Here is a 23749-nt window from a genome sequence, read left to right as displayed (position 1 = left end):
ATAATCAGGGAATAAAAATGAAAATTAACGTCACCTTTGATATGACCCCCGAAGAGTTCCGTAAAATCATGGGCTTGCCCGATGTGCAGGAATTTCAGCAGGAGTTTTTTAATACCGTCATGGAAAAAATGCGTTCAGGCGAAGACGGTTATGACCCGATGAGTCTTTATCAGGTGATGTTTAATGAAGGCATGAATGCCATGGGGCAGTTTCAGAAAGTCATGCTTGGCATGATGTCAGGAAACTCAACAACGGGTTTTAAGTAGGTCGGATTCCGCCAGTATTGGCGTCATTGTTCAGCTGTAAAAAGATACTTACTACTTAAGGTTGATTAATCGCAAGAATTTACATGGAAGATGGCTTAGTGTCATTTAAGTGTAAGACAAAAGGCCCTACTATGGGGCTGCCCTATCTGCTATTAGACTTTTGAAGGAGCAAGACTATGCAAGAAAGTATTCTGAATGCATTCACAGAGCAGGCCAAATCCATGTATGCCCCGCTGGCGAAATTTAACAGTCTGTTTGTCGATAACATGGAAAAAATGACCGACTTTCAGCTGAGCGCCATCAAGGCTTACGCGGAAATGGGTATTGAGCAAATGAAAAAAGCGGCTGATATCAAGGACGCAGATACTATGCGTACTTTCACCGCTGCTCAGGCCGAAGCCGCTACCGCTCTGAACAAAAAAATCATGGAAGATGCTAAAGCGTTCTCCGATATGGCGATGGAATTCAAGACACAGGTGGAGTCCATTATGGAAGAAGCCCGTTCCAGTGCCCAAGCATCTGCAACAACCACTAAGCCAGCTGCCAAGCCTAAAACAGCTGCCTGATCTCGTCTGATGTCAGAGGCCACCTTCGGGTGGCCTTTTTCAATCCCCCCGTTTCTTCATGCAGGTGATTTATGAATATGCCAACGGAAAGCATAGAAACAGCGGTCAGTGATTTTTACACTGCGGCAGGCCATCTGGCCGAGCACTACGGAAATGCTCTGGCCAAAGCAATCGCTCAACCGACCTCTGCAGAAGACCCTTCTGCGTCCGTTATGACGGATTTTATGGGTGCCATGACCGAGCTTGGCGAAGCTATGGTGTCCAACCCCGAGAAAGTCATCGGTCTCCAGATGGGACTTCTGGAGAAGCAACAGGAGCTGTATCAGCACACAGTGCTGCGCTTCCTCGGTAAAGACGTTGAGCCTGTGGTGAAGCCTGAGGCTGGCGACAAGCGTTTTAAAGACGAACAGTGGAACGAGAATCCGCTGTTTGACTACATCAAGCAGTTGTATCTGCTGCAGTCCGGCGCGCTGATGGACATGGTGAAAGAAACCGACGGTGTCAGCGAACACGCCAAACAAAAAGTGGAATATCTGGTACGTCAGTATGTAAACGCGCTGGCGCCGACCAACTTCGCGGGTCTGAACCCGGAAGTGATCCGCAAAACCATGGAAAGCGGCGGTGCCAACCTGTACAAGGGCATGGCGCAGCTGATGAAAGATCTGGAAGACAGCGTACAGGGTGCCCTGAACGTTGCCATGACCGACACCAGTGCGTTTCAGGTTGGCCGCAACGTGGCGGTAACGCCGGGTAAGGTGGTTTACCAGAACGATCTGATGCAGCTGATTCAGTACACGCCAACCACGGCCAATACGTACAAGCGTCCGCTGCTGATTGTGCCGCCGTTCATCAATAAATTTTACATTCTCGATCTGCGCGACAATAACTCCTTCATTAAATGGCTGACCGATCAGGGACATACTGTGTTCTGTATTTCCTGGGTTAACGCCGGTCCGTCATTGCGCAATAAAGGTTTTGAAAACTTCATGCTGGAAGGTCCGGTGGCGGCGCTGGATGCCATCGAACAGGCCACCGGCGAAGCAGAAATCAATGCCATTGGTTACTGCGTTGGCGGCACCTTGCTGGCCACTACCATGGCGTATCTGCAGAAGAAAGGTCAGGCAGACCGGATTAAAGCGGCCACCTTTATGGCGACCCTGCTGGATTTTTCCATGCCGGGCGAGATTGGGGTGTTCATTAATGAAACCGCTATTTCCGCACTGGAAAAACAAATGGATCTGGTGGGCCTGTACGACGGTCGTCAGATGTCGTTCAGCTTTAATACGCTGCGCGAAAATGACCTGTTCTGGTCATTCTTCGTCAATAATTACCTGAAAGGTGAGCGTCCGGCGGCATTTGATCTGCTGTATTGGAATACAGACAGCACAAACCTGCCAGCGCGTATGCATTCGTATTATCTGCGCAATATGTACCTGAACAACCGACTGGTCGAGAAAGACGCGCTGGAAATGGATGGCGTGAAAATCGATCTGAGTGCAGTGAAAGCACCTTGTTATTTTGTTTCCACCGCGCAGGATCACATTGCGCTGTGGCAGGCAACTTACAAAGGCGCTCAGGTACTGGGTAATGCTAAAAATACCCGCTTCGTACTGGGTGGCTCCGGCCATATTGCCGGTATCGTTAATCCGCCGGTGGCCAATAAATACGGCTACTGGACCAACGATAAAATGGCGAAAACCGCGGACGAGTGGTTTAAGGGAACCGCCAATCATGGTGGCTCCTGGTGGCTTGACTGGCAGGAGTGGATACTCACTCAGGGGGGCATGGAAGAAGTGCCGGCCCGTCAGCCGGGCAGTGGTAAATTAGCTGCCATTGAAGAGGCACCGGGCCGCTACGTAAAACAGCGCATCATTGATGTGCTGAACAAGTAGTGACCAGTTCCTCATCGTGGCAAAAACGGCGCTCCGGCGCCGTTTTTGTTTGCCGATAATTCCGTTATGATTCGGACAGTTTTCAGTGGTAAGGACCTTGCGTGACAGCATTCGATCAGGAATCCATCGTTTACGGTGTTATCCGTCATGTGCCGGCGGGTGATGAGTTCACGGCGCGCCTGCAGCGGCGCAGCAACTGGAGTGCTATTCAGACCCTGCCGCTCGGTGTGGATGACGAATGGCCTTTCCTTTGCCGCGAAATGTTTTCTATGCCCGGCGACGATCTGTTCAGCGGCACTTACCAGACTCAGGTGATCCACTTTGCGGCGTCCTACAAGGCCGTGGAGTACGAATGGGAACATTGGCTGCGCCAGTTTGAAACCCTGCTCAAAAGCATGTACTGGGTGTCGGCGACGGTGCATCTCGAAACTGAGTTGTCCGGTAAGCACACCTTCAGTTGGAATTCCGATCAGGGCCACATGCCGTCCGACGCGGAGTTGCGCATGAGCTGTGAATGGGAGCGGGAGGCGGGCTTTGCCGTCTGACGCCGGATTCTACGACGATGACGCCCCACAGCCTGGGGTTATCGAAATTCCTTATCAGCGCCTGAGTGCCGATGCACTCGACGCTATCCTCGAAGAGTTCGTCAGCCGCGAAGGCACGGACTACGGTGATTACGATGTTTCCTTCGACGACAAGAAGGCTCAGGTGCTGAGCCAGCTGCGTCAGGGTGCCGCCACACTTTTATTTGACCCTGTTTCCCAGACCTGCCACATTGAAATGACGCACGTACTCCGTGCTCATGGCTGGTCGGGTGAGCAGAATGGATGAACTCAGGCAACAACAGCTGAAACGTCAGATCCGTCAGGCACTGGGCGACATTGACGCGATGAAGGCCCAGCTGGCCGACGTACGCGACTGCTGCGCTGAGCTTGCAGAGGCCATGCGCCGCATCCGAGAAGAATCCCAGCGTGCCATGGCCGATGCCGAGCGCCGCCGTAAAATCAGGCGGGTAGTCTGAATCTCTCTTTGGGCAGTTTCCGCCGAATCATATCCCGCAACAGAAAACGACCCGGCCATAAGGCTTCTGCAATGTCATTGCCAACCGGCAGGCCATCCCCTGTGATTTGGGCAGCCAGCAATTCTGCGCACAAGGGGGCGGATGCCAGTCCACGGGAACCGAGCCCGGTGTTCAGCCACAAGCCTTTCAGATCCGGTACAACCGCCGCAGGCACACGCTTGGCGTTGCGAACCAGCTCGCCGAAGGCGTCAATAAAGGCCTGAGGGTCCGGCACGGCGCCAACCATGGGCAGGTAATCCGGCGTTGTACAGCGGAAAGCCACACGCCCGCCGGTCACCAGATCCAGACCTTGTGCGCCGCGTTGAGCCCAGTCCGGGCCGAAATCGGCCAGATGATGCAGATTGGTAAGATGGTCGTCGTCGCGCAGTGCGGGCTCGTCGTCGCGCAGGTTGTAGGTGGCACCCAGCACCTGAATGCCATTGCACGCCGGCGCCATGTAGCTGCGTCCGCACACGACGGTGTTCAGTGGCGGCACGCGGGCGGCGTCCAGATAGCTCAATTGTCCGCGGATACTTTTCAGCGGCAACCAGGCCTCGGGCAGTAGTGTCTGAGAATGGTAGGCCGAGGCAATCACCACCTGTTCCGATTCCTGGCTGTGTCCGCCACTCCACAGGCGCCAGCCATCAGGGGTTTTCTCCAGCCGGTCGATGTCGCGCTGTTCGAAGCAGATCAGTGGATGATCCAGCAGCGCTTTGCAGGTATCCACCGGGCTGGCCCAGCCGGCGGCGGGAAAGAACAGGCCGCCACTGCTTTGCGGACTGCCACTGAGCTGACTGGCTTCTTCCTGCGTGACGGCGCGCACCAGCGTATCGGGCAATGCACGCACGTCGGCAAAACGCGCCTGCCGCTGAGCTTCTTTGTCGTCGTAAGCCAGCTGCAAAACGCCACACTGCTGCCAGAACGGATTGCTGGCGTCGCCCGCGCCCAGCAAACGCTGCATATAGGGCAGAGCGTACAGGTACGCGGCCAGATAAAAGTCGGTGTGAATCGCCTGATCGGCAGCGGCCAGTTTGACGTACAGGCCGCCCTGCGGATTACCAGAGCCCCCCTGTGCAATGCCCGAGCGATCCAGCACGGTCACGCGGATACCGCGTTCAGCCAGCGCACGCGCGGTCGTGGCTCCGGCAATACCGGCACCAATGATGGTGACTTGAGCAACCCCGGACACAGCCACCGGCAGCAGCCAGGGTTTATGGAGGGCGTATGGTGGCAGTTCCGGCCCCTGGCGGCGGTTAAAAGCCCCGGCCAGCATTTCGCGCTTGCGTCCGTATCCTTTAACGCGACTGACATTGAAGCCTGCGCCCAGTAAGCCGCGGCGGACCAGACCGGCTGAGGTAAAGGTCGCCACGGTCGGGCAGTCTGCCCCCTGATACTGATCACCGCTTTGCTGACTTAACAGGCGCATGCCGTGAAACAGTTCGTCGCTCCACATTTGCGGGTTTTTCGATGGCGCAAAGCCGTCCAGATACCAGGCGTGCACTGGTCCGCTGAGGTTTGGCAGGGCATCTTTGACATCGGCAAAAATCAGCGTCAGCGAGAGTTTTTCTTCGGGCCATGTCATGTGATGGAAGCCTGCAACCGGCAGCGGATAATCGGCGATCAGGCGTGCAGCCAGCGCGCCCAGTTGGGGCCAGAGCGCGAGTGCCTGAGTCAGCTGTTCCCGGCTCAGCGGAAATTTTTCGATGCTGGTGAAATGCAGCCAACGCTGCTCGCAGTTCGGGTCCTGATGCTCGCGCCAGCTCTGCCAGGTGAGCAGGAAGTTCAGGCCGGTGCCAAAGCCGGTTTCAATAATGCGGAATGGGCGGTTGCGGCCCTGCCAGCGTTCCGGCAGGCCATTGTGGCGCAGAAAAACGTAGTGGCTTTCTTCGAGCCCGTTGTCGACCGAAAAATACGGGTCATCAAAGTGGACGGACACGGGTTGCCCGTCGTCGCGCCAGATCAGGTCAGGATTTTTTGGTTCAGAGTGCGAGTCGCTGGCAGACAAAACAGATACCCGGTGCAGTAAGTGGATACGCTGGCCGACGGCGCAGACAAGTGTCCGGGGCGTCACGTATGATGCGCGCATGATAACCGAAATTACCGCCATTATGGCGCCGGTGCTGACCTGTGCAGCCATCGGCTTTTTCTGGGCCCGTCAGGGCCATGCCTTTGATCCCGAATTTGTCTCGAGACTGGTGCTGAATGTTGGAGCGCCGGCGCTGATGCTGTCGGTGCTGGGCTCCGTCAATATCGACCCGCAGGCCTTTCGCCAGACGGCGCTGGCCTGTGTGCTGGTTGCGCTGTTGATGGGCGTGATGGGTTTTCTGGTGCCGCGCGCCTGTGGTCACGATGTGCGCGCGTATTTGCCGTCGTTCGTATTTCCCAACGTCGGCAATATGGGGCTGCCGGTGTGCATGCTGGCCTTTGGGCAGGAGGGACTCGCGCTCGCGCTGGCCTTCTTTATGGTGCTGTCGGTGGCGCATTTTCCGGCGGGTATTCTGCTGGCGGGCGGACGTCGGGCCGGTGGTTTGCTGGGCCTGCTGAAAATGCCGATTCTGTACGCCATTGCTTTGGCGCTGATACTGCTCTGGCAAGACTGGCGCTTGCCCGCGGCGCTGCAGAATGTGGTGCAGCTGATCGGCGGTATGACAATCCCTCTGATGCTGATCACGCTGGGTGTATCGTTGCAGCGTCTGCAGGTTGGGCAGTGGCGCACGGCTTTGCTGTACAGTTTGCTGAGGATTGGCGGTGGCTTAGTGGTGGGGCTGGTGGTGGTCAGTCTGCTGGATCTTCAGGGCGCTGCCCGTGGCGTGGTACTGATTCAGGCGTCGATGCCGGTGGCGGTGTTCAATTATCTGTTTGCAGAGCGGTTCGGGCGGCAGCCGGAAGCGGTGGCGGGCACGGTGGTGATGTCGACACTCATGTCCTTTGCAACCGTTCCGGCCTTGCTGTGGTGGCTGCTGGCCTGATTATTCGGCGGCTTTTTCGCCGGCCGGTTCTGGCGCTTTCATCACAGTCATGGATTCGATAATCACCGGCTGTTGCGGAATATCGCGCGGGCCGGTTGGGGTGGTCGAAATCTGATCGACAATGTCCATGCCTTTCACCACTTTACCGAATACGGCGTAACCGAAATCGCGCGCGCCGTGATCAAGAAAAGCGTTGTCTTTCACGTTAATAAAGAACTGGCTGGTGGCGCTGTCGACCACGCTGGTGCGTGCCATAGCGATTGAACCACGGACGTTTTTCAGGCCGTTTTCTGCTTCGTTTTTAATCGGCGGCAGAGTGGCTTTCTGACGCATGTCCTGCGTGTAACCACCACCCTGAATCATAAAGTCGCGGATAACCCGGTGAAAAATGGTGCCGTCGTAATGTTTGCTTTCGGCGTAGGTAATAAAGTTGTCGACGGTCAGTGGTGCTTTGGCGTGATCCAGCTCCAGTTCAATGGCGCCGAGGTTGGTGTTCATCACCACGTGCACGGTATCTGGGTTGGATTCGGCGCTGGCAAAGGCGGACGCCAGCAGAGACAATATCAGGGCGCCTGCGTGGCGGGCGATGGCGTTTTGCACGATGGTTTTCTCCGGAAATAAGGTAATGGCTAAACCTAAGGTAAGAATTGTGTTTTGTGAAGGCTGTAAATGGGCCTTACGTGCTGGCTGGTATGCTCAGGAGTTGTTTTCGACCTTTCATGGCAAGCTCAGTTCCGTCGAATTGGTGGTTGGCGAATCGGGGCAATTTCAGGTGTGGCTGGATGACACGCGCTTGTGGGATCGCAAGGTTGATGACGGCTTTCCGGATGCTGCCGACCTGAAGCGCCGCATCCGTGATGCCTTTGCACCGGATGTATCCCTCGGGCACTGCGATCTGCCGGAGCGCGGCGAATAAGCGGCAATAAACCGGTTAATAAAAAAGGTGAGCCATGCTCACCTTTTTTATTAACCGGTTTATTGCCTGACGCCGACCCTGTCAGGACCAGCCGCTGCTGCGACGGGAGCGCAGGTTCGGCAGAATCAGACCGGCCAGAATACCAGCGAATACCAGCGCGCCGCCGTACAGAATGTAGGTCTGCTGGCGGTTGTCGGACAGCTGGGTATTTTCGGTGGTCAGGGCTTCAACCTGAATTTCCAGTTCCTGATTACGCTGACTCATCAGTTTGACTTTTTCGTCCAGCGTTAAGGCGTTGGCAGAAATATTCTTTACGCGGTCCAGTTCTTTTTCAAGATCGGTATTTTCACGACCCAGTCCAGAACGTTCACTCTTCAGACGTTCAACTTCGGCCTGAAACTGGTCACGCTGGGTGCGTGCTGCGTCCAGCTCGGCTTTCATTTTATCGAGATCGCGGTTCGCCAGAATCAGTTTTTCTTTGGCAACCGGTTCGGTTTCCAGAAAACGGGTCAGCACATAGCCTTCCAGACCTTTGTCGGTCTGAACTTTGGTGTAACCGGTTTCGGCATCTTCTTCGAGGTAAATCAGGTGTTCGCCGCTTGGCAGGGCTTTCAGGATGCGGAATTCCTGGCTCGGGCCAGAACGCAGCTGCAGCCACAGGGTATCGGTAACGTACCGTTTTTCTACGGCCGACGCGGATGCTGCGGTAAGAATCAGGGTAAAGGCCAGAAACAGTTTTTTCACAGTGTCGTCCTTCTTGTTATCAGGGCAGTACTTTGCGGAATGGTTTGACGGTGACCTGCTGGTACACACCGGCTGCCATGTACGGGTCGGCATCGGCCCAGCTCTGGGCATCCTGCAGGGAAGCGAATTCCGCCACAACCAGCGAACCGGTGAAGCCGGCGCTGCCCGGATCTTCAGAGTCGATGGCCGGATGCGGGCCGGCAATCAGAAGACGACCGGCTTCGCTCAGGGCTTTCAGTCGTTCCAGATGCGCCGGACGTGCCGCCAGACGTTTTTCAAGGCTGTCAGGCACATCCTGACTGATGATCGCGTACCACATGGCTACTGCTCCTCATGATTCATGTAGCGATACAGGAAAAGGGACTGGCCGATAATAAAGAGGACGGTCAGGCCGAGTAAACCGAACAGTTTGAAATCGACCCAGATATCTTCAGGAAATGAGTACGCCACATACAGATTGGCCAGTCCGCTTATGACAAAAAACGCCACCCAGGCGTAATTCAGGCGAACCCACACCGGCGCCGGCAATGACAGGGCCTGATCCATCATGCGTTGCAGCAGGGATTTACGGGTAAACCACTGACTGGTGAGAAAGGCCGCAGCAAACAGCCAGTTCACTATGGTCGGCTTCCACATAATAAAGGTCTTGTCCTGCAGGGCGACGGTCGCACCGCCAAGCACCACGACCAGAGCCAGTGTTACCAGATGCATTTTTTCGACTTTACCCGTGGTAAAGCGGATATAGGCCACCTGCAGGATGGTGGCCGGAATCAGCACCAGCGTCGCCAGCAAAATGGGCATATCGGTAAACAGGGTGATCTGTTCATCACTGAGCCAGGGAGAAAGGAAGGCAACGGCCTGAGGCGCGAATTTATAGACCAGGAAAAAAACGACGATGGGCAGAAAATCGAGAAATAACTTCATTCGCTTAGTGGCTTCGGTGTCATTACAATGGGGCCTGATTATGGCGTAAGCAGGGGTAAGCGTCCACGTGCTGTCTGAGATTGATCTTCACTGCCACAGTACCGCATCTGACGGCAAATTAGCGGCAGCGGATCTGGTAAAACGTGCGGCCGAACGCGGTGTCCGTACGCTTGCCATTACCGACCACGATACCGCCGAAGGGTTCCGTCAGGGGCTGGCGGCAGCCACCGAACTGGGTGTGCGTCTGATTCCCGGTATTGAGCTGTCCTGTGTCTGGAGCGGCATTACCATTCATGTGGTCGGCCTGAATTTTGATCCGGAAAGCGCGGTGATGCGCGCGGCGGAAGAGTCTCAGAACAGCGCCCGTGCCGAACGCTCACTGGTGATCGCTGAACGCCTCAGCAAACGTCTGAAGCACGACATTGACCTCGGCGCGGTGCAGGCGCTGGCCGGTGGCGATCAGGTGGGGCGTCCCCATTTTGCCCAGTACCTGATTGATCAGGGACTGGTGCCGTCGATGCAGGTCGCCTTCAATAAATATCTGGGTGCGGGTAAACCCGGCGATGTCAAAGCCAGCTGGCCGGACATGGCGCAAGCCGTGCGCTGGATTGCTGAGGCCGGCGGTATTCCGGTGCTGGCACATGCCCACCTGTATAAGATGACCCGTACTAAACTGAGAGCCTGCATTGCTGATTTTATGGAAGCCGGTGGGCGGGGCATTGAAGTGGCCTACGGTCAGATGGACAGCAATCAGAGTGGCCAGATGGCGGCTCTGGCGCGGGAATTCGGGTTGCTCGGTTCCTGCGGCAGCGATTTTCATGGGCCGAACCGTTTCGGCCTCGATTTAGGTGTCATGCCGAAGTTTCCCTCCGACGTCGCACCTGTCTGGCAGGCCTGGTAAGTTGCCCGGCGGCCATAAGGAGCTCCTGTGAGTCAGTTTTTTCAGATACACCCGGAAAATCCGCAAACCCGCCTGATCAAACAGGCGGCCGAAATTATCCGCAACGGTGGTCTGGTGGTTATTCCCACCGATTGCGCCTACGCGCTGGCCTGCCGGCTGGGCGATAAAAAGGCGACCGAGCGGGTGCAGCGTTTGCGCCAGCTCGGCCCGAAACACAACTTCACTCTGCTGTGCCGTGATCTGTCGGAATTGTCGAATTTCGCTAAAGTCGATAACACCCAGTACCGTCTGTTAAAGGCCCATACCCCGGGCGCCTTTACCTTTATTCTTGAAGGCACGCGCGAAGTGCCGCGGCTTTTGATGAATCCGAAGAAGCGCACCATCGGCATCCGCGTGCCCGATAACGCCATCGCTATGGCGCTGCTGGAAGAAACCGGTGAGCCGCTGATGAGCAGCTCGCTGATTCTGCCGGGCGAGGATATTCCGTTGTCTGACCCCTATGAAATCCGCGAGCGGCTGCAGCATGAGCTGGATCTGGTGGTCGACGGCGGCCACTGCGGCTTCGATGCCACCACCGTGATCGACATGACCGACGAAGTGCCTGTGGTGCTGCGTCAGGGCGTGGGCGACGCCTCGGCCTTTGTCTGATTGCCGATGCCCGGAGCGGTCTGCTTCCGGGCGTCCTAACCGATTCCTTCACAGTTTCATTCAGAAGACTGAAACCGGCCGCTAAAACCGGTATTATGCGCGGTTTACGAACATCAACGAGTAGTCAGTCGTATGAGTAAGCAGCGCGTTTTAACCGGTATCACCACCACCGGCACTCCGCATCTGGGCAACTATGTGGGCGCCATCCGTCCGGCCATTGAAGCCAGCCGTGATACCAGTAACGAAACCTTCTATTTCCTCGCCGATTTCCACGCCCTGATCAAATGTCAGGATCCGGCCGCCGTGCACCAGTCCGGCAAAGAAATCGCCGCGACCTGGCTGGCGCTGGGTCTGGATACCGACAACTCCGTGTTCTACCGCCAGTCCGACATTCCGGAAATCAGTGAACTGACCTGGATTCTGAACTGCGTCTGCGCCAAGGGTCTGATGAACCGTGCGCACGCTTATAAAGCGTCGGTGGATTCCAACCTGGCCGAAGGCGAAGACGCCGACAAAGCCATCACCATGGGCCTGTTCAGCTACCCGGTATTGATGGCGGCCGACATTCTGATGTTCGGTGCGAACAAAGTACCGGTCGGTAAAGACCAGATTCAGCACGTAGAAATGGCGCGTGACATCGCGCAGCGTTTTAACCACATCTACTGCAAAAAAGAGCCACTGCTGACCCTGCCGGATTATCAGGTCGACGACAACGTCGCCGTGCTGCAGGGCCTGGATGGCCGCAAAATGAGTAAGAGCTACGGCAACACCATTCCGCTGTTCCTGCCTGAAAAACAACTGCAGAAGCACATCAACAAGATTGTGACCAACCTGCAGGAGCCGGGTGAGCCGAAAGATCCGGACGGTTCTACCGTATTCCAGATCTGGCAGGCCTTTGCCACCGCCGAGCAGACCGCGGAAATGCGCCAGGCCTATGCTGACGGTATTGGCTGGGGTGATGCCAAGAAGAAACTGTTCAACCTGATCAACGCCGAAGTGGCCGAAGCCCGCGAACGTTACAACGACCTGCTGGCCCGTCCGGCCGATATCGAAGCGGAACTGCAGAAAGGCGCCGCCAAAGCCCGCGCCATCAGCAAGCCATTGCTGGATCAGGTGCGTGAAGCCGTTGGTATCTTCAAGCTGGTCTGAGTAAGGAACGCATCGTGGATTCTCAACGCCGGGTAGTCTCGGGCATGCGCCCGACGGGCGTACTGCACCTTGGTCATTACCATGGGGTGCTGAAAAACTGGGTAAAGCTGCAGCACGAATATGAGTGCTTCTTCTTTATCGCCGACTGGCACGCGCTGACCACCGATTTTGAACGTCCGGAGGGCATCCGAGCCTCCGCCCGGCAAATGCTGGTCGACTGGCTGGCGGTTGGGGTGAACCCGGGCTCTGCCACTCTGTTTATTCAGAGTCAGGTGCCGGAAATCGCTGAGCTGCATCTGTTGTTGTCGATGATGACGCCGAACGCCTGGCTGGAGCGGGTGCCGGCTTACAAAGACATGCTCGACAAAATGAACGACCGCAGCGCCAGCACCTATGGTCTGCTGGGGTATCCGCTGCTGCAGACGGCGGACATTCTCGCGTATCGCGCGGGACTGGTGCCGGTCGGTGCCGATCAGGAAGCGCATGTGGAAATCGCCCGTGAGATTGCCCGCCGCTTTAACCACCTGTATGGCCGCGATCCCGGTTTTGAAGCGCAGGCCGAAGCCGCCATTCCGAAGCTGGGTAAGAAAAACGCGGCTCTGTACCGTCAGCTGCTGACCGCCTACCGCACCCACGGTGATGACGAGGCGCTGGCCACCGCGCAGGTGATTGTGCGTGACCAGAGCATGCTGACGCTGGGGGAGCAGGAACGTCTGCTGGGCTATCTGGAAGGCATTGGCAAGACGATTCTGCCGGAGCCGCGCTCCATGCTGACCGACGCCGCCCGCATGCCGGGGCTGGATGGCCAGAAAATGTCGAAATCGGGCAGTAATCTGATTCCGTTGCGCGCAGAGCCGGATGACGTTGAGAAAAAAGTCCGTACCATGCATACAGACCCGTCGCGTATCCGCCTGACCGATGCCGGCGAGCCGGAGCGTTGCCCGGTGTGGCGGCTGCACGAGCTGTACTCGGATGACGCTCTGCGTGAGCGGGTGCAGGAAAATTGCCGCGGCGCGGCGTGGGGCTGTCTGGAATGCAAGCAGCCGCTGGTCGACGCCATCATTGCGGAACAGGCGCCCATCCGTGAACGGGCGCAGCAATATGAGAAAAACCCGGATCTGCTCAAGCGGATTCTGGCGGAAGGGGCAGAGAAAGCCCGTGATGAAGTACGTGACACCCTGGTGGAAGTACGCGACGCCATGCGTCTGACCGGAATCTGAGATGAGCAACGAACCCATGGACAGCAGCACCCCTGACATGTCCTCCGTGCAGGAGGAGGGCGTACGTCGTCGTGGCCAGAGCGGGCAGCAGGAAATGCCGTTTGCTCTGGTGCAGGGCCAGCCGCTGACCCAGTTGCCACTGGATCTGTACATTCCGCCGGATGCGCTGGAGGTGATTCTTGAGCAGTTCGAAGGGCCACTCGATCTGCTGCTGTATCTGATCCGCAAGCAGAACCTCGATATTCTCGAGGTCAATGTGTCAGAGATTGTGGATCAGTACATAGAGTACATGGATCTGATGCAGTCGCTGCAGCTGGAGCTGGCCGGCGAATATCTGGTGATGGCCGCCATGCTGGCGGAAATCAAAAGCCGGGTACTGTTGCCGCGTAACCGCGAAGACGGCAGCGAAGGCGATGAAGAAGATCCGCGGGCGGAACTGATCCGCCGCCTGCAGGAATACGAACGCTTTAAAACGGCGGCGGAAAATCTGGATGAACTGCCGCGCCTGGAGCGCGACATTTTTACCGCCGATGTCGATGCCGCCGAACGTATTCAGGAACGTGTGCATCCGGAAGTGGACATGAAAGAACTCATGCTCGCCTTCGCCGCTGTGCTGCGCCGCGCCGAGCGTTTTGAGCATCACGAAATTCAGCGTGAGCAGCTGTCGACCCGCGAGCGAATGAGCGACGTGCTCGACAAACTCAAGGGCGGCCACTTTATGTCGTTCGGTGCTTTGTTTGAGGCGTCCGAAGGCAAGCTCGGCGTGGTGGTGACCTTTCTCGCCATCCTTGAGCTGGTGAAAGAAGCCCTGATTGATATTGTGCAGCAGGAAATTTTTGGTCCGATCCACGTCCGTGTCCGTCAGGAACGCCCGGCGGACGGACCGTCGTACAACGAGTTCAGTACCGGGGATGAGGCATGACGCCGCCACTGAAGAACATTCTTGAAGCTGCGCTGATGGCGGCCGGCGGTCCGCTGTCGCTGGAGCGCATGCAGACGCTGTTCGATGAGCACGAGACGCCGTCGTTCGGCGATCTGCGCGCCGCGCTGACCGAGCTGAAATCCGATCTGCTGGGTCGCGGTGTTGAGCTGGCGGAAGTGGCGTCCGGTTATCGTCTGCAGGTGCGCACCGAAGTGGCCCCCTGGGTAGCGCGTCTGTGGGAAGAGCGTCCGCAACGTTATTCCCGCGCATTGCTCGAAACTCTGGCGCTGATCGCCTATCGTCAACCCATTACCCGTGGCGATATCGAAGATGTGCGCGGCGTGGTGGTGAGCTCCAGCATCATGAAAACCCTGCTCGAACGCGAATGGGTGCGGGTGGTGGGTTATCGTGATGTGCCGGGCCGCCCGGCCATGTACGCCACGACGCGGGAGTTTCTCGACTACTTTGGTCTGAAGAGTCTGGAAGATCTGCCGAGTCTCAGCGAAATCAAAGAACTGGACGATGCCAACCGTCGTCTGGAGCTGGGGGATGACGCGGAAGCGCGTAAAGAACCGGCGAAAGAGTACGATTTCACGCCCGATGAAGACATCGCCCAACGCGGTGCTGATGTGCTGGCGGAAACCGATGTTGATCTGGCGGCTGCAGCCGAACTGGTTGCCCGCGTAGAAAAGAACCTGTTTACCCGTGACGAGGAAGACGCTGAGCCGGAAGGCGCAGCGGAAGAGACGGTCAGCGAATTCCGTGATCTGGTGGCCCGGCTTGCCGCCCGCCCGGATGAGGCTTCAGAGGCGGACACAGAACACACCCCGCGCAGCGACACTGTCGCCGGGGATACCATCCGGCCGGACGCGCCGGGATTATTTAATACAGAGTCTGCAGCTGATGAGTCGGATGACCCGGCGGCTGAGAATCAGGACAAATAGAGCATGAACGAACGTATTCAGAAATTGCTGGCCCTGGCCGGTATCGGTTCCCGTCGCGAAGTTGAGCGCTGGATTGCCGAAGGGCGGGTGTCCGTCAATGGTGTGACCGCCAAGCTGGGTGACCGCGGCAGCCGTTACGACGATATCCGTCTGGACGGCCGCAAACTCGACGTCGAAGACGCCGGCCGCACCCGTCGTGTGCTGTTGTATAACAAGCCTGTGGGCGAAGTGTGTACCCGTAACGACCCGGAAGGTCGTCCGACCGTGTTTGATCACCTGCCGCGTACCAAAGGCGAGCGCTGGATCAACATAGGCCGTCTGGACATCAACACCAGTGGTCTGCTGCTGTTCACCACCGATGGTGATCTGGCCAACAAGCTGATGCACCCGTCGAGCGGCGTTGACCGTGAATACGCGGTGCGTGTGCGTGGTGAGGTGGATGAGGAAATGATCGAACGCCTGAAAGAAGGCGTGTTCCTCGACGACGGCATGGCCCGCTTCACCGACGTGCAGTACTTTGACGGCGAAGGTCAGAACAAGTGGTACCACGTGGTGCTGATGGAAGGTAAGAACCGCGAAGTACGTCGTCTGTGGGAAAGCCAGAACGTCAGCGTCAGCCGCCTGAAACGTGTGCGTTACGGCTGTATCTTCCTGCCGTCCAGCGTGCCTGTGGGTACCTGGATTGAGCTGAGCCAGAAAGAGATCAACGATCTCGCCGATCTGGTGGGTGTGGAGCACAAGCGCACCAAGCGCATGGTCGGTCGTGAGAAAGAGAAATTCGAGCGCATCGTGAAGCGCCAGAAAATCCGTCAGCAGGCGGCACCGAAAAAGTCGGGTCCGGCCAGGCCGCGTCAGAAAAAGCAGGGCGAACAACAGTAGGTTGCCCTCAATAAAAAAGCCGGCAGTCGCCGGCTTTTTTATTGTCTTTTTTGTCTGCTGATCAGCGGTTCCTATAGTCGTCAACGCGCCAGAGGCTGTTTTTCCGGCAGGTCGAAGTCGTCGGTGTCGCACACCACGCGGTTGCGGCCGCTGCGTTTGGCCTGATACAGCGCCTTGTCGGCGCGCTGGATCAGACTTTCCATGGTGTCGTCCAGATGCATGGTGGCGACACCAATGCTGGTGCTGACCTGCAGCGGACCTTTCTCGCCGCTGAACATCAGGGCGCTGATGCTCTGGCGGATGCGTTCGGCAATGCGCAGGGCGCCGGCGTGTTCGGCGTTGCTGAGCATGATCAGAAATTCTTCGCCGCCGTAACGGAAGCACATGTCCGTCTGACGCACACAGCTGGTCATGCACTGCGCGGTTTCTTTCAACACACGGTCACCCATGCTGTGGCCGAATTCATCGTTCACCAGTTTGAAGTGGTCCAGATCCAGCATCAGAATCGACAGCTCCTGGCCGTGACGTTTCGACAGCTCGATCTCCCGTGTCAGGGTCTTATCGAGCGCCACCCGGTTGCCGGCGCCGGTTAAGGGGTCGCGGAACGCGGCGGCCAGCGCTTCGTGATAGCGCAGCGCATTGCGTACCGGGTACACCAGCGTGGTCATCAGGCCTTCCAGATTCGCCAGCTCGTGTTCGCGGAAACGCGTCGAGCGGTGGAAGGTGAGATCCCCCATATAATCCTGATGCGACTGCAGCCGGTAACTCGCGCTGTGCACGCTGTTGCGACCCAGTGAAAACACCAGATTATCCGGTTGATGTACGAAGCTGATGCCATCGACCAGAACCGCCTGCTGGATTTCATTGAAGAAAATCTCCAGCAGCTGCGACAGGTCCAGCGTGGTTTGCAGCTTGCCCGACAGCTTAAGAAGCAGCTCGGGGCGTAAATCCGGTCTGGCGGCCAGATCACCAAAGGTGGTGACGACTTTATCGTCCTGCAATTCTGCACGGCCGTTGCTGTGTAACGGACTGACCATGAGTTACCTCTACCAGGTAAGAAAATCCTGTGAAGTAAAAAGCGATTTCTGTGCCAGTTTTTGAAATAGAAAATAGTCGTTTAAATTCAATGATTTAGGGTGTTTTAACGACTTTCGGTGTTGGAATGCTGACTTATTGGCGAACGAATGTTTATTGGGTTCGCCAATAAAATGACTGAAAACTTGGGTTTTTGATGGCAAAACGCCGCCGCTTTAGGCGGCAGCGCTCCGTTGCGCGATTCGTTCAGCGGTAATACCTGGATGGCGCTGGCCAGAGTGACGCTTTGGCCAGCAAACAGTCTGGGGTCAGGCGTTGGCGGAGTCGCCGCTGAGCGCTGCGCTCAGTTCACGTGCATCCAGTGCCTGACCGTGGGTGCTGATGGAGGCAGGGCTCATCAGATGCAGGTAGGCGGCCATGATGCTGTCCGCTTCCGGCACTGTGATCGGGTTTTCAGCCGGATACGCCATGGCACGCATGGAGGTGCGGGTGCCGCCCGGGTTGAGGCTGTTGACGCGGATGTTGCTGGTGTTTTCCAGTTCCTGCGCCAGCACCTGCATCAGGCCTTCGGTGGCAAATTTTGATACCGAATAGGCGCCCCAGTAAGCGCGGCCTTCTCGGCCCACGCTGCTGCTGGTGAACACGACCGACGCATCGTTCGGCGCATCGTGCAGCAGTGGCAGCAGATGCTTGATCAGGGCGAACTGACCGTTCACGTTGATCTGCATAACCTTTTGCCAGGTTTCCCAGTGGTAGTTATCGATCATGGTGCGCTGGCCGAGAACGCCGGCGTTCATCAGTACGCCGTCGAGGTGGCCGAAGTTTTCGCGAATGACGGTGGCCAGCTGCTGGTAGCGGGCTTCGTCTTTTTCTTCCAGATCAAACTGCAGAACCGCCGCCTGTGGCAGGCCTTCGGCCTCAATCAGGTCGTAGGTGTCATTCAGCGCATCCAGAGTGCGTCCCAGCAGAATCACGGTGGCGCCGGCGCGGGCGTAGGTCAGGGCGGCGGTGCGGCCGATGCCATAACCACCACCTGTCACTAAAATGACGCGGCCTGCGAGAATCTGGGTGTTTTCGTTCATGTCTTTACCTTTTCTTTGCAGATCAGCGGGTTATCTGCCGTTGTGAGACGGAATTCAGTGCGGCAAGGCGGCAAACTCTGGTTGCCGCTTTGCCGCTGATTAGTCGTTTATCAGTGCCAGCAGGTCCAGGGGATGCTCAATGCTGGTGTCGGCCTGCCAGTTGGCCGGGTCGTCGCCGTTCTCGATGTAACCGTAAAGTGCCGCGATGCTGAACATGCCGGCGGCGCGGGCGGATTCGATATCACGGATATGATCACCGACATACCAGCATTGATGGCTGGCGACGCCAAGATCGCGGGCGGCTTTGAGCAGGGCATCCGGCGCCGGTTTGCGGTTGACGACATCCTCAGGGCAGACCAGCACATCGGTGCTGATGCCGAGGCGTTGCAACAGGAGTTCGGTGTACAGGCGCGGCTTGTTGGTCACTATGCCCCAGCGAATGCGGCGCTCAGAAAGTCTGGTCAGTACCTGGGTGAAGCCATCGAAGAAGCCGCTCAGCGTTCCCACGGTCTGTTCGTAGCGGTCGAGCAGTATCTGGCGATAGTCCATCAGCTGCGGGTGGTCGTCGCCTATGTCCCAGGTCAGCTTGCTCAAGGCCACACCGCCATTGCTGACCTGTTCGCGGATGATGTTATCGGCCAGCGGTGCTTTGCCGGCTTCCAGGCGCAGACTGTTCACCACACCGAAAAAATCCGGTGCGGTGTCCACGAGTGTGCCGTCGAGGTCGAACAGAATGACGTCAGGGCGGGTCATTATTCGGCCGGCTTTTCGGTGGTCATCAGGTAATTCACGCTGACGTCGTTGTCTTTCAGGCTGTATTCCTTGATCAGCGGGTTGTACACCATGCCGGTCATGTGGGTAACGGCCAGTCCGGTGTTGCGGCACCAGCGGGTCAGTTCGCTCGGTTTGATGAACTTGCTGTAATCGTGGGTGCCGGTCGGTACCAGACGCAGCACGTATTCCGCGCCTATGATCGCAAAGGCGTAGGACTTCGGGCTGCGGTTAATGGTGGAAAAGAACACTTTGCCGCCCGGTTTAACCAGCTGATAGCAGGCGCGGATGATGGATTCCGGATCGGGCACGTGTTCCAGCATTTCGAGGCAGGTAACCACGTCAAAGCTTTCCGGCTGCCGGGCGGCCAGCTCTTCCACCGGGATGCACTGGTATTTGACGTTCACGCCGGATTCCAGCGCGTGCAGTCGGGCGGTGTTGAGGTTGGCCTCACCCATGTCGATGCCGGTTACGCTGGCGCCGCGGGTAGCCATGCCTTCGCTCAGGATGCCGCCGCCGCAGCCGACGTCGAGTACGGTTTTACCGGCCAGTACGCACTGACTGTCGATGTAATTGGTGCGCAGCGGGTTGATGTCGTGCAGCGGTTTGAACTCGCTTTCCATGTCCCACCAACGGGAGGCCAGGGCTTCAAATTTGGCGATTTCGCTGTGATCGACGTTGGCTTTTACCGTGTTGCTCATTTCGCTTTCCTCCGGCTTCAGGCGCCGCGAATTTTTTCCTGCCACTGGCGGGCAGTGAAGGTCAGTTTGTCTTCGTCGAGGGTGGTCAGCTGTCCTGCTGCGAGAACGGCCTTACCAGCTACCCAGACGTGAGTGGTATGGCGGCTGCTGTCGGTGTACACCAGTTGCGAAACCGGGTCGTACACAGGTTGCTGAGCCAGTTGCGACAGGTCGACGGCCTGCAGGTCGGCCCATTTTCCGGCTTCGATAGAGCCGGTCTGTTCATCGATGCCCAATGCTTTCGCGCTGCCCATGGTGGCCATATAAAGGGCCTTGCTGGCGGGCACGGCAGAGGCGTCGGCTGCCACCGCCTTGGCCAGCATGGCGGCGGTTTTCAGCTCACCCTGAATGTTCAGATCGTTGTTACTGGCAGCGCCATCGGTGCCTAAGCCGACGTTAATGCCGGCATTCAGCAGGCGCGCGGAAGGGCAGAAGCCACTGGCCAGTTTCAGGTTCGACTCCGGGCAATGCACGATGGAGGCGCCGCTATGTTGCAGGATGGCGATGTCGTCATCGCTGATCTGTGTCATGTGCACACAGCTTACGCGTTCGGTCATAAAGCCGAGGTCGGCCAGACGCTGGGTCGGGCGCATGCCATGCTGCTCAAGGCTCTGGCTGACTTCGAACGCGGTTTCGTGCAGGTGAATCTGGACCGGCATGTCCAGCTGATCGGCGAGCGTGGTGACCTGACGCAGCGGGCCGTCGGATACGGTATAGGGCGCGTGTGGGCCAAGGCCGAAGGTCAGCAGCGGCAGGTGCTTGTACTTGTCGCGCACCGCTAAGGCCTTGCGGATGTAGTCGTCGGCGTTCTGGGCGAAGTTGGTCGGAAAATCCAGAATCGGTGTAAAGCAGACATTGCGGATGTGGGCTTCGCTGACGGCTTCGGCAATGGCGGCCGGATAGAAGTACATGTCGGCGAAGGTGGTCGTGCCGCATTTGAGCATTTCGGCGATGGCAAGACGGGTACCGTCGCGCACGAATTCATGATCGACCCATTGACCTTCAGCCGGCCAGATGTGCTCCTGCAGCCAGGTCATCAGCGGGAGGTCGTCGGCCATGCCACGGAACAGCGACATCGCCGCGTGGCCGTGGGCATTAACGTAGCCGGGCAGAAGGGCGTGATTGGCCAGATCGAGTGTTTCGGCGGCCTGACGCTGCGTGGTTTGGCTGTCTTCAATGGCCAGAATCCGACCGTCTTTCACGAATACAGCCTGATGGCTGAGCGCTTCGGCACGGTCGCCGGTCATGGGGATAACCCAGCGGGCGTTGATCCTCAGGTCTGCCTGCATGGCAGCGGTTCCTTCTGTCGGAATTGAGCCCGGCATTATAAACGCCCGCCGGCCGTGCGTCTTGCCTCACGAGTTATCAGCGCCCGCTAGGTATCCCGTTGATTTATGGTATGATTCGGCACTTTATTGGCAGCCTCGTCCGGGGCTTGAGGTGTGCGGCACCGACCGGGCGAAAAGGCAACCAACCACAAGGACAGAATCACCCGAAAACCAGCATAACAGGGTGATCCTAAAGCACAGGCCGAGTATCTATGGGTGAGTTAGCCAAAGAAGTTCTTCCTATTAACATCGAAGACGAGCTGCAGCAGTCGTACCTCGATTACGCCATGAGCGTTATTGTGGGTCGTGCGCTGCCCGATGTGCGTGACGGCCTGAAGCCGGTGCACCGTCGTGTTCTTCATGCCATGAACGTACTTGGCAACGATTGGAACAAGCCCTACAAAAAATCCGCCCGTGTGGTCGGTGACGTAATCGGTAAATACCACCCGCACGGTGACTCTGCGGTGTACGACACCATCGTGCGTATGGCGCAGGATTTCTCCATGCGTTACACCCTGGTCGACGGCCAGGGTAACTTCGGTTCTGTGGACGGCGACTCTGCGGCCGCGATGCGTTACACGGAAATCCGTATGGAAAAGATCAGCCACGATATGCTGGCTGATATCGACAAAGAAACGGTCGACTGGGTGCCTAACTACGACGGCACCGAACAGATTCCAGCCGTGTTGCCGACGCGTGTGCCGAACCTGCTGGTGAACGGTTCCTCGGGTATTGCCGTGGGTATGGCGACCAACATCCCGCCACACAACCTGACCGAAGTACTGACCGGCTGTCTGGCGCTGATCGACAATCCTGAACTGGATGTCGATGCGCTGATGGAATACATCCCGGGCCCGGATTTCCCGACCGGTGCCTTTATTAACGGTCGTGATGGCATTATCGAAGCCTACCGTACCGGCCGTGGCCGTATTTACCTGCGTGCCCGTCATCATTTCGAAGAAGACGAGCGTAACGGCAAAGTGTCCATCATCTTCACCGAGATCCCGTATCAGGTGAACAAGGCCCGTCTGATCGAGAAGATCGCCGAGCTGGTAAAAGAGAAGAAGCTCGAGGGCATCACCGAACTGCGCGACGAGTCTGACAAAGACGGTATGCGCATTGTGGTTGAGCTGCGTCGCGGCGAAATGCCGGAAGTGGTGCTGAACAACCTGTTCGCCCAGACCCAGCTGCAGGGCGTGTTCGGTATCAATACCGTGGCGCTGGTGGATGGTCAGCCGAAAATCCTGAACCTGAAGCAGCTGCTGGAAGCCTTCGTTAAGCACCGTCGTGAAGTGGTGACCCGCCGTACCATTTACGATCTGCGCAAAGCGCGTGAGCGTGGCCACATTCTCGAAGGTCTGGCGCTGGCGCTGGCCAATATCGATCCAGTGATCGAGCTGATCAAAAAATCTCAGAACGCCTCTGAAGCCAAAGAACGTCTGATCTCGACCGCATGGGCACCGGGTGATGTGCTGGATATGCTGGAGCGTGCCGGTGAAGACGCCTGCCGTCCGGATGATCTGCCGGAAGAATTTGGTTTCCGCAACGGCATGTACTACCTGTCGCCGGTTCAGGCGCAGGCGATTCTGGATCTGCGTCTGCAGAAACTGACTGGTCTCGAGCACGAAAAGCTGATTGAAGAATATCAGCAGAAACTCGAAGAAATTGCTGAATACCTGAACATTCTGGCCAGCGCAGAGCGCCTGATGGAAGTGATCCGCGAAGAGCTGGTGGCGATTCGTGAAGAATACGGCGATGCCCGTAAGACCGAAATCATCGCGCAGAAACGCGACCTGACCATGGCTGACCTGATTCCGGAAGAAACTCTGGTGCTGACCCTGTCGCACGGTGGTTATGCCAAGACTCAGCCGATGGATGCGTATCAGGCACAGCGTCGTGGTGGCAAAGGTAAGTCTGCCACCTCAGTAAAAGACGAAGATTTCGTTGAGCGCATGCTGGTGGTGAACAGCCACGATACCGTGCTGTGCTTTACCGACGCCGGCAAAGTGTACTGGCTGACCGTGTACGATATTCCACAGGCCAGCCGTAACGCCAAAGGCCGTCCTATTGTGAACGTGCTCAACCTGAGCGAAGGCGAACGTATTACCGCCATTCTGCCGGTGGATGAATACCGTGAAGACCGTTTTGTGTTCATGGTAACGGCACGCGGTACCGTGAAGAAAACCACGCTGGATCAGTTCAGCCGTCCGCGCTCTGTGGGCCTGATTGCCTGTGAACTGGACGAAGGCGATCATCTGGTGGGCGTGGCCATTACCGATGGCACACAGGACATTCTGATGTTGTCCAATGCCGGTAAAGCGGTGCGCTTCAAAGAGTCCGATGTACGCGCCATGGGTCGTGGTGCCCGCGGTGTACGCGGTATCAAACTGGGTGACGATCAGCGAGTAATCGCCCTGATTGTTCCTGAAGAAGGCGGCACTATCCTGACCGCATCTGAACGTGGTTTTGGCAAGCGCACCGATGTGACTGAATTCCCGACCAAAGGCCGTGGCACTCAGGGTGTAATCGCCATGGTGGTGGATGACCGTAACGGCCCGTTAGTGGGTGCGGTACAGGTATTCGGTGGTGACGAAGTGATGCTGATCAGTGATCAGGGCACGCTGGTGCGTACCCGTGTTGATGAAGTATCTGTGCTGGGCCGTAACACCAAGGGCGTGACGCTGATTAAAGTTGATGCCAAAGAAAAACTCGTGGGCGTAGAGCGTATCTGCGACAGCGAAGAAGAAAATGAAAGCGAACAGGATGTCAGCGAAGGAGCAGCAGAGGAATAAT

At 57.3% G+C, this 23749-nt stretch carries 26 protein-coding genes; 16 read left to right on the top strand and 10 right to left on the bottom strand.

Annotated elements, in window-relative coordinates; translation table 11 throughout:
• Positions 1 to 17: 17 nt before the first annotated feature.
• The 6 genes from ACQUQU_RS09135 to ACQUQU_RS09110 all read left to right on the top strand — a co-directional run bounded on the left by ACQUQU_RS09135 (position 18) and on the right by ACQUQU_RS09110 (position 3745).
• Positions 18 to 266: a DUF6489 family protein gene (locus tag ACQUQU_RS09135; protein ID WP_430462930.1), complete on the top strand. Its 249-nt coding sequence runs from the start codon at positions 18 to 20 to the stop codon at positions 264 to 266.
• Positions 267 to 442: 176 nt separating this feature from the next.
• Positions 443 to 832, top strand: coding sequence for a phasin family protein (locus ACQUQU_RS09130; protein ID WP_430462929.1), 390 nt, complete (start codon positions 443 to 445; stop codon positions 830 to 832).
• 71 nt (positions 833 to 903) lie between these two features.
• Positions 904 to 2724, top strand: a complete 1821-nt coding sequence (locus tag ACQUQU_RS09125) for a PHA/PHB synthase family protein (RefSeq protein ID WP_430462928.1) — start codon at positions 904 to 906, stop codon at positions 2722 to 2724.
• Between the two features lie 101 nt (positions 2725 to 2825).
• On the top strand, positions 2826 to 3269 hold the full coding sequence (locus ACQUQU_RS09120) for a hypothetical protein (RefSeq protein WP_430462927.1): 444 nt from the start codon (positions 2826 to 2828) through the stop codon (positions 3267 to 3269).
• A complete protein-coding gene (locus tag ACQUQU_RS09115) occupies positions 3259 to 3555 on the top strand; it encodes a YheU family protein (RefSeq protein ID WP_430462926.1) in 297 nt (98 codons plus the stop codon). Before ACQUQU_RS09120 ends, ACQUQU_RS09115 begins: the two co-directional genes overlap by 11 nt.
• Positions 3548 to 3745 (top strand): hypothetical protein, encoded by a 198-nt coding sequence (locus ACQUQU_RS09110; RefSeq protein WP_430462925.1) that lies wholly within the window; start codon positions 3548 to 3550, stop codon positions 3743 to 3745. The genes ACQUQU_RS09115 and ACQUQU_RS09110 overlap by 8 nt, the downstream gene beginning before the upstream one ends.
• On the opposite strand, the gene mnmC is transcribed toward ACQUQU_RS09110, so the two are convergent.
• Positions 3729 to 5789 carry a bifunctional tRNA (5-methylaminomethyl-2-thiouridine)(34)-methyltransferase MnmD/FAD-dependent 5-carboxymethylaminomethyl-2-thiouridine(34) oxidoreductase MnmC gene (gene mnmC, locus ACQUQU_RS09105; RefSeq protein ID WP_430462924.1) on the bottom strand — a complete coding sequence of 687 codons (2061 nt, stop codon included), beginning with the start codon at positions 5787 to 5789 and terminating at the stop codon, positions 3729 to 3731. The two genes, ACQUQU_RS09110 and mnmC, sit on opposite strands and share 17 nt — an antisense overlap.
• A 79-nt stretch (positions 5790 to 5868) precedes the next feature.
• On the opposite strand from mnmC, the gene ACQUQU_RS09100 reads away from it, so the two are divergent.
• Positions 5869 to 6753, top strand: a complete 885-nt coding sequence (locus tag ACQUQU_RS09100) for an AEC family transporter (protein ID WP_430462923.1) — start codon at positions 5869 to 5871, stop codon at positions 6751 to 6753.
• Here the strand turns inward: ACQUQU_RS09100 and ACQUQU_RS09095 are convergent, their stop codons facing one another.
• Entirely contained in the window at positions 6754 to 7353 is a 600-nt protein-coding gene (locus tag ACQUQU_RS09095) for a peptidylprolyl isomerase (protein WP_430462922.1), read from the bottom strand.
• 25 nt (positions 7354 to 7378) lie between these two features.
• On the opposite strand from ACQUQU_RS09095, the gene ACQUQU_RS09090 reads away from it, so the two are divergent.
• A complete protein-coding gene (locus ACQUQU_RS09090) occupies positions 7379 to 7669 on the top strand; it encodes a SelT/SelW/SelH family protein (RefSeq protein ID WP_430462921.1) in 291 nt (96 codons plus the stop codon).
• Positions 7670 to 7750: 81 nt separating this feature from the next.
• Here the strand turns inward: ACQUQU_RS09090 and ACQUQU_RS09085 are convergent, their stop codons facing one another.
• The 3 genes from ACQUQU_RS09085 to ACQUQU_RS09075 are packed head-to-tail and all read right to left on the bottom strand — an operon-like array spanning position 7751 to position 9337.
• On the bottom strand, positions 7751 to 8413 hold the full coding sequence (locus ACQUQU_RS09085) for a TIGR04211 family SH3 domain-containing protein (protein WP_430462920.1): 663 nt from the start codon (positions 8411 to 8413) through the stop codon (positions 7751 to 7753).
• 19 nt (positions 8414 to 8432) lie between these two features.
• Positions 8433 to 8732: a YciI family protein gene (locus tag ACQUQU_RS09080; protein WP_430462919.1), complete on the bottom strand. Its 300-nt coding sequence runs from the start codon at positions 8730 to 8732 to the stop codon at positions 8433 to 8435.
• 2 nt (positions 8733 to 8734) lie between these two features.
• Positions 8735 to 9337, bottom strand: coding sequence for a septation protein A (locus tag ACQUQU_RS09075; protein ID WP_430462918.1), 603 nt, complete (start codon positions 9335 to 9337; stop codon positions 8735 to 8737).
• Positions 9338 to 9404: 67 nt separating this feature from the next.
• Between ACQUQU_RS09075 and ACQUQU_RS09070 the strand changes: the two genes are divergently transcribed.
• From ACQUQU_RS09070 to rluB, 7 genes are all read left to right on the top strand, one after another.
• Positions 9405 to 10238, top strand: a complete 834-nt coding sequence (locus tag ACQUQU_RS09070; RefSeq protein ID WP_430462917.1) for a PHP domain-containing protein — start codon at positions 9405 to 9407, stop codon at positions 10236 to 10238.
• A 27-nt stretch (positions 10239 to 10265) separates the two neighbouring features.
• A complete protein-coding gene (locus tag ACQUQU_RS09065) occupies positions 10266 to 10886 on the top strand; it encodes an L-threonylcarbamoyladenylate synthase (RefSeq protein WP_430462916.1) in 621 nt (206 codons plus the stop codon).
• 132 nt (positions 10887 to 11018) lie between these two features.
• Positions 11019 to 12035: a tryptophan--tRNA ligase gene (gene trpS, locus ACQUQU_RS09060; RefSeq protein WP_430462915.1), complete on the top strand. Its 1017-nt coding sequence runs from the start codon at positions 11019 to 11021 to the stop codon at positions 12033 to 12035.
• 44 nt (positions 12036 to 12079) lie between these two features.
• Positions 12080 to 13255: a tryptophan--tRNA ligase gene (locus tag ACQUQU_RS09055; RefSeq protein WP_430463031.1), complete on the top strand. Its 1176-nt coding sequence runs from the start codon at positions 12080 to 12082 to the stop codon at positions 13253 to 13255.
• A 37-nt stretch (positions 13256 to 13292) separates the two neighbouring features.
• A complete protein-coding gene (locus ACQUQU_RS09050; RefSeq protein WP_430463030.1) occupies positions 13293 to 14177 on the top strand; it encodes a segregation and condensation protein A in 885 nt (294 codons plus the stop codon).
• Positions 14174 to 15121 (top strand): SMC-Scp complex subunit ScpB, encoded by a 948-nt coding sequence (scpB, locus tag ACQUQU_RS09045; protein ID WP_430462914.1) that lies wholly within the window; start codon positions 14174 to 14176, stop codon positions 15119 to 15121. Before ACQUQU_RS09050 ends, scpB begins: the two co-directional genes overlap by 4 nt.
• A 3-nt stretch (positions 15122 to 15124) precedes the next feature.
• Positions 15125 to 16000 (top strand): 23S rRNA pseudouridine(2605) synthase RluB, encoded by an 876-nt coding sequence (gene rluB / locus ACQUQU_RS09040; RefSeq protein WP_430462913.1) that lies wholly within the window; start codon positions 15125 to 15127, stop codon positions 15998 to 16000.
• An 80-nt stretch (positions 16001 to 16080) separates the two neighbouring features.
• Here rluB and ACQUQU_RS09035 read toward each other — a convergent pair whose 3' ends face one another.
• The 5 genes from ACQUQU_RS09035 to ACQUQU_RS09015 all read right to left on the bottom strand — a co-directional run bounded on the left by ACQUQU_RS09035 (position 16081) and on the right by ACQUQU_RS09015 (position 20917).
• Positions 16081 to 17037 carry a GGDEF domain-containing protein gene (locus tag ACQUQU_RS09035; protein ID WP_430462912.1) on the bottom strand — a complete coding sequence of 319 codons (957 nt, stop codon included), beginning with the start codon at positions 17035 to 17037 and terminating at the stop codon, positions 16081 to 16083.
• 306 nt (positions 17038 to 17343) lie between these two features.
• Positions 17344 to 18117, bottom strand: coding sequence for a YciK family oxidoreductase (locus ACQUQU_RS09030; RefSeq protein ID WP_430462911.1), 774 nt, complete (start codon positions 18115 to 18117; stop codon positions 17344 to 17346).
• A gap of 99 nt (positions 18118 to 18216) precedes the next feature.
• Complete coding sequence (locus ACQUQU_RS09025; protein WP_430462910.1) at positions 18217 to 18870, bottom strand: HAD-IA family hydrolase; 654 nt, start codon at positions 18868 to 18870, stop codon at positions 18217 to 18219.
• Positions 18870 to 19589 carry a bifunctional 2-polyprenyl-6-hydroxyphenol methylase/3-demethylubiquinol 3-O-methyltransferase UbiG gene (gene ubiG, locus ACQUQU_RS09020; protein ID WP_430462909.1) on the bottom strand — a complete coding sequence of 240 codons (720 nt, stop codon included), beginning with the start codon at positions 19587 to 19589 and terminating at the stop codon, positions 18870 to 18872. The genes ACQUQU_RS09025 and ubiG overlap by 1 nt, the downstream gene beginning before the upstream one ends.
• A 17-nt stretch (positions 19590 to 19606) precedes the next feature.
• Entirely contained in the window at positions 19607 to 20917 is a 1311-nt protein-coding gene (locus ACQUQU_RS09015; RefSeq protein ID WP_430462908.1) for a TRZ/ATZ family hydrolase, read from the bottom strand.
• Positions 20918 to 21168: 251 nt separating this feature from the next.
• Between ACQUQU_RS09015 and gyrA the strand changes: the two genes are divergently transcribed.
• Complete coding sequence (gene gyrA, locus ACQUQU_RS09010; protein ID WP_430462907.1) at positions 21169 to 23748, top strand: DNA gyrase subunit A; 2580 nt, start codon at positions 21169 to 21171, stop codon at positions 23746 to 23748.
• The last annotated feature ends 1 nt before the right edge of the window (position 23749 follow it).

This window comes from Thalassolituus sp. LLYu03 (assembly GCF_050507655.1).
In the GTDB taxonomy this organism is placed as follows: domain Bacteria; phylum Pseudomonadota; class Gammaproteobacteria; order Pseudomonadales; family Oceanobacteraceae; genus Venatoribacter.
Note: the sequence above shows the minus strand (reverse complement) of the source record. Positions and strands in the feature narration are given on the sequence as shown.

Coding starts and splice junctions, on each gene's coding strand:
- ACQUQU_RS09135 (WP_430462930.1), top strand. CDS start 18: ATGAAAATTAACGTCACCTTTGATATGACCCCCGAAGAGTTCCGTAAA.
- ACQUQU_RS09130 (WP_430462929.1), top strand. CDS start 443: ATGCAAGAAAGTATTCTGAATGCATTCACAGAGCAGGCCAAATCCATG.
- ACQUQU_RS09125 (WP_430462928.1), top strand. CDS start 904: ATGAATATGCCAACGGAAAGCATAGAAACAGCGGTCAGTGATTTTTAC.
- ACQUQU_RS09110 (WP_430462925.1), top strand. CDS start 3,548: ATGGATGAACTCAGGCAACAACAGCTGAAACGTCAGATCCGTCAGGCA.
- ACQUQU_RS09100 (WP_430462923.1), top strand. CDS start 5,869: ATGATAACCGAAATTACCGCCATTATGGCGCCGGTGCTGACCTGTGCA.
- ACQUQU_RS09090 (WP_430462921.1), top strand. CDS start 7,379: ATGGCTAAACCTAAGGTAAGAATTGTGTTTTGTGAAGGCTGTAAATGG.
- ACQUQU_RS09080 (WP_430462919.1), bottom strand. CDS start 8,732: ATGTGGTACGCGATCATCAGTCAGGATGTGCCTGACAGCCTTGAAAAA.
- ACQUQU_RS09075 (WP_430462918.1), bottom strand. CDS start 9,337: ATGAAGTTATTTCTCGATTTTCTGCCCATCGTCGTTTTTTTCCTGGTC.
- trpS (WP_430462915.1), top strand. CDS start 11,019: ATGAGTAAGCAGCGCGTTTTAACCGGTATCACCACCACCGGCACTCCG.
- ACQUQU_RS09055 (WP_430463031.1), top strand. CDS start 12,080: ATGCGCCCGACGGGCGTACTGCACCTTGGTCATTACCATGGGGTGCTG.
- ACQUQU_RS09050 (WP_430463030.1), top strand. CDS start 13,293: ATGTCCTCCGTGCAGGAGGAGGGCGTACGTCGTCGTGGCCAGAGCGGG.
- scpB (WP_430462914.1), top strand. CDS start 14,174: ATGACGCCGCCACTGAAGAACATTCTTGAAGCTGCGCTGATGGCGGCC.
- rluB (WP_430462913.1), top strand. CDS start 15,125: ATGAACGAACGTATTCAGAAATTGCTGGCCCTGGCCGGTATCGGTTCC.
- ACQUQU_RS09035 (WP_430462912.1), bottom strand. CDS start 17,037: ATGGTCAGTCCGTTACACAGCAACGGCCGTGCAGAATTGCAGGACGAT.
- ACQUQU_RS09030 (WP_430462911.1), bottom strand. CDS start 18,117: ATGAACGAAAACACCCAGATTCTCGCAGGCCGCGTCATTTTAGTGACA.
- ACQUQU_RS09025 (WP_430462910.1), bottom strand. CDS start 18,870: ATGACCCGCCCTGACGTCATTCTGTTCGACCTCGACGGCACACTCGTG.
- ubiG (WP_430462909.1), bottom strand. CDS start 19,589: ATGAGCAACACGGTAAAAGCCAACGTCGATCACAGCGAAATCGCCAAA.
- ACQUQU_RS09015 (WP_430462908.1), bottom strand. CDS start 20,917: ATGCAGGCAGACCTGAGGATCAACGCCCGCTGGGTTATCCCCATGACC.
- gyrA (WP_430462907.1), top strand. CDS start 21,169: ATGGGTGAGTTAGCCAAAGAAGTTCTTCCTATTAACATCGAAGACGAG.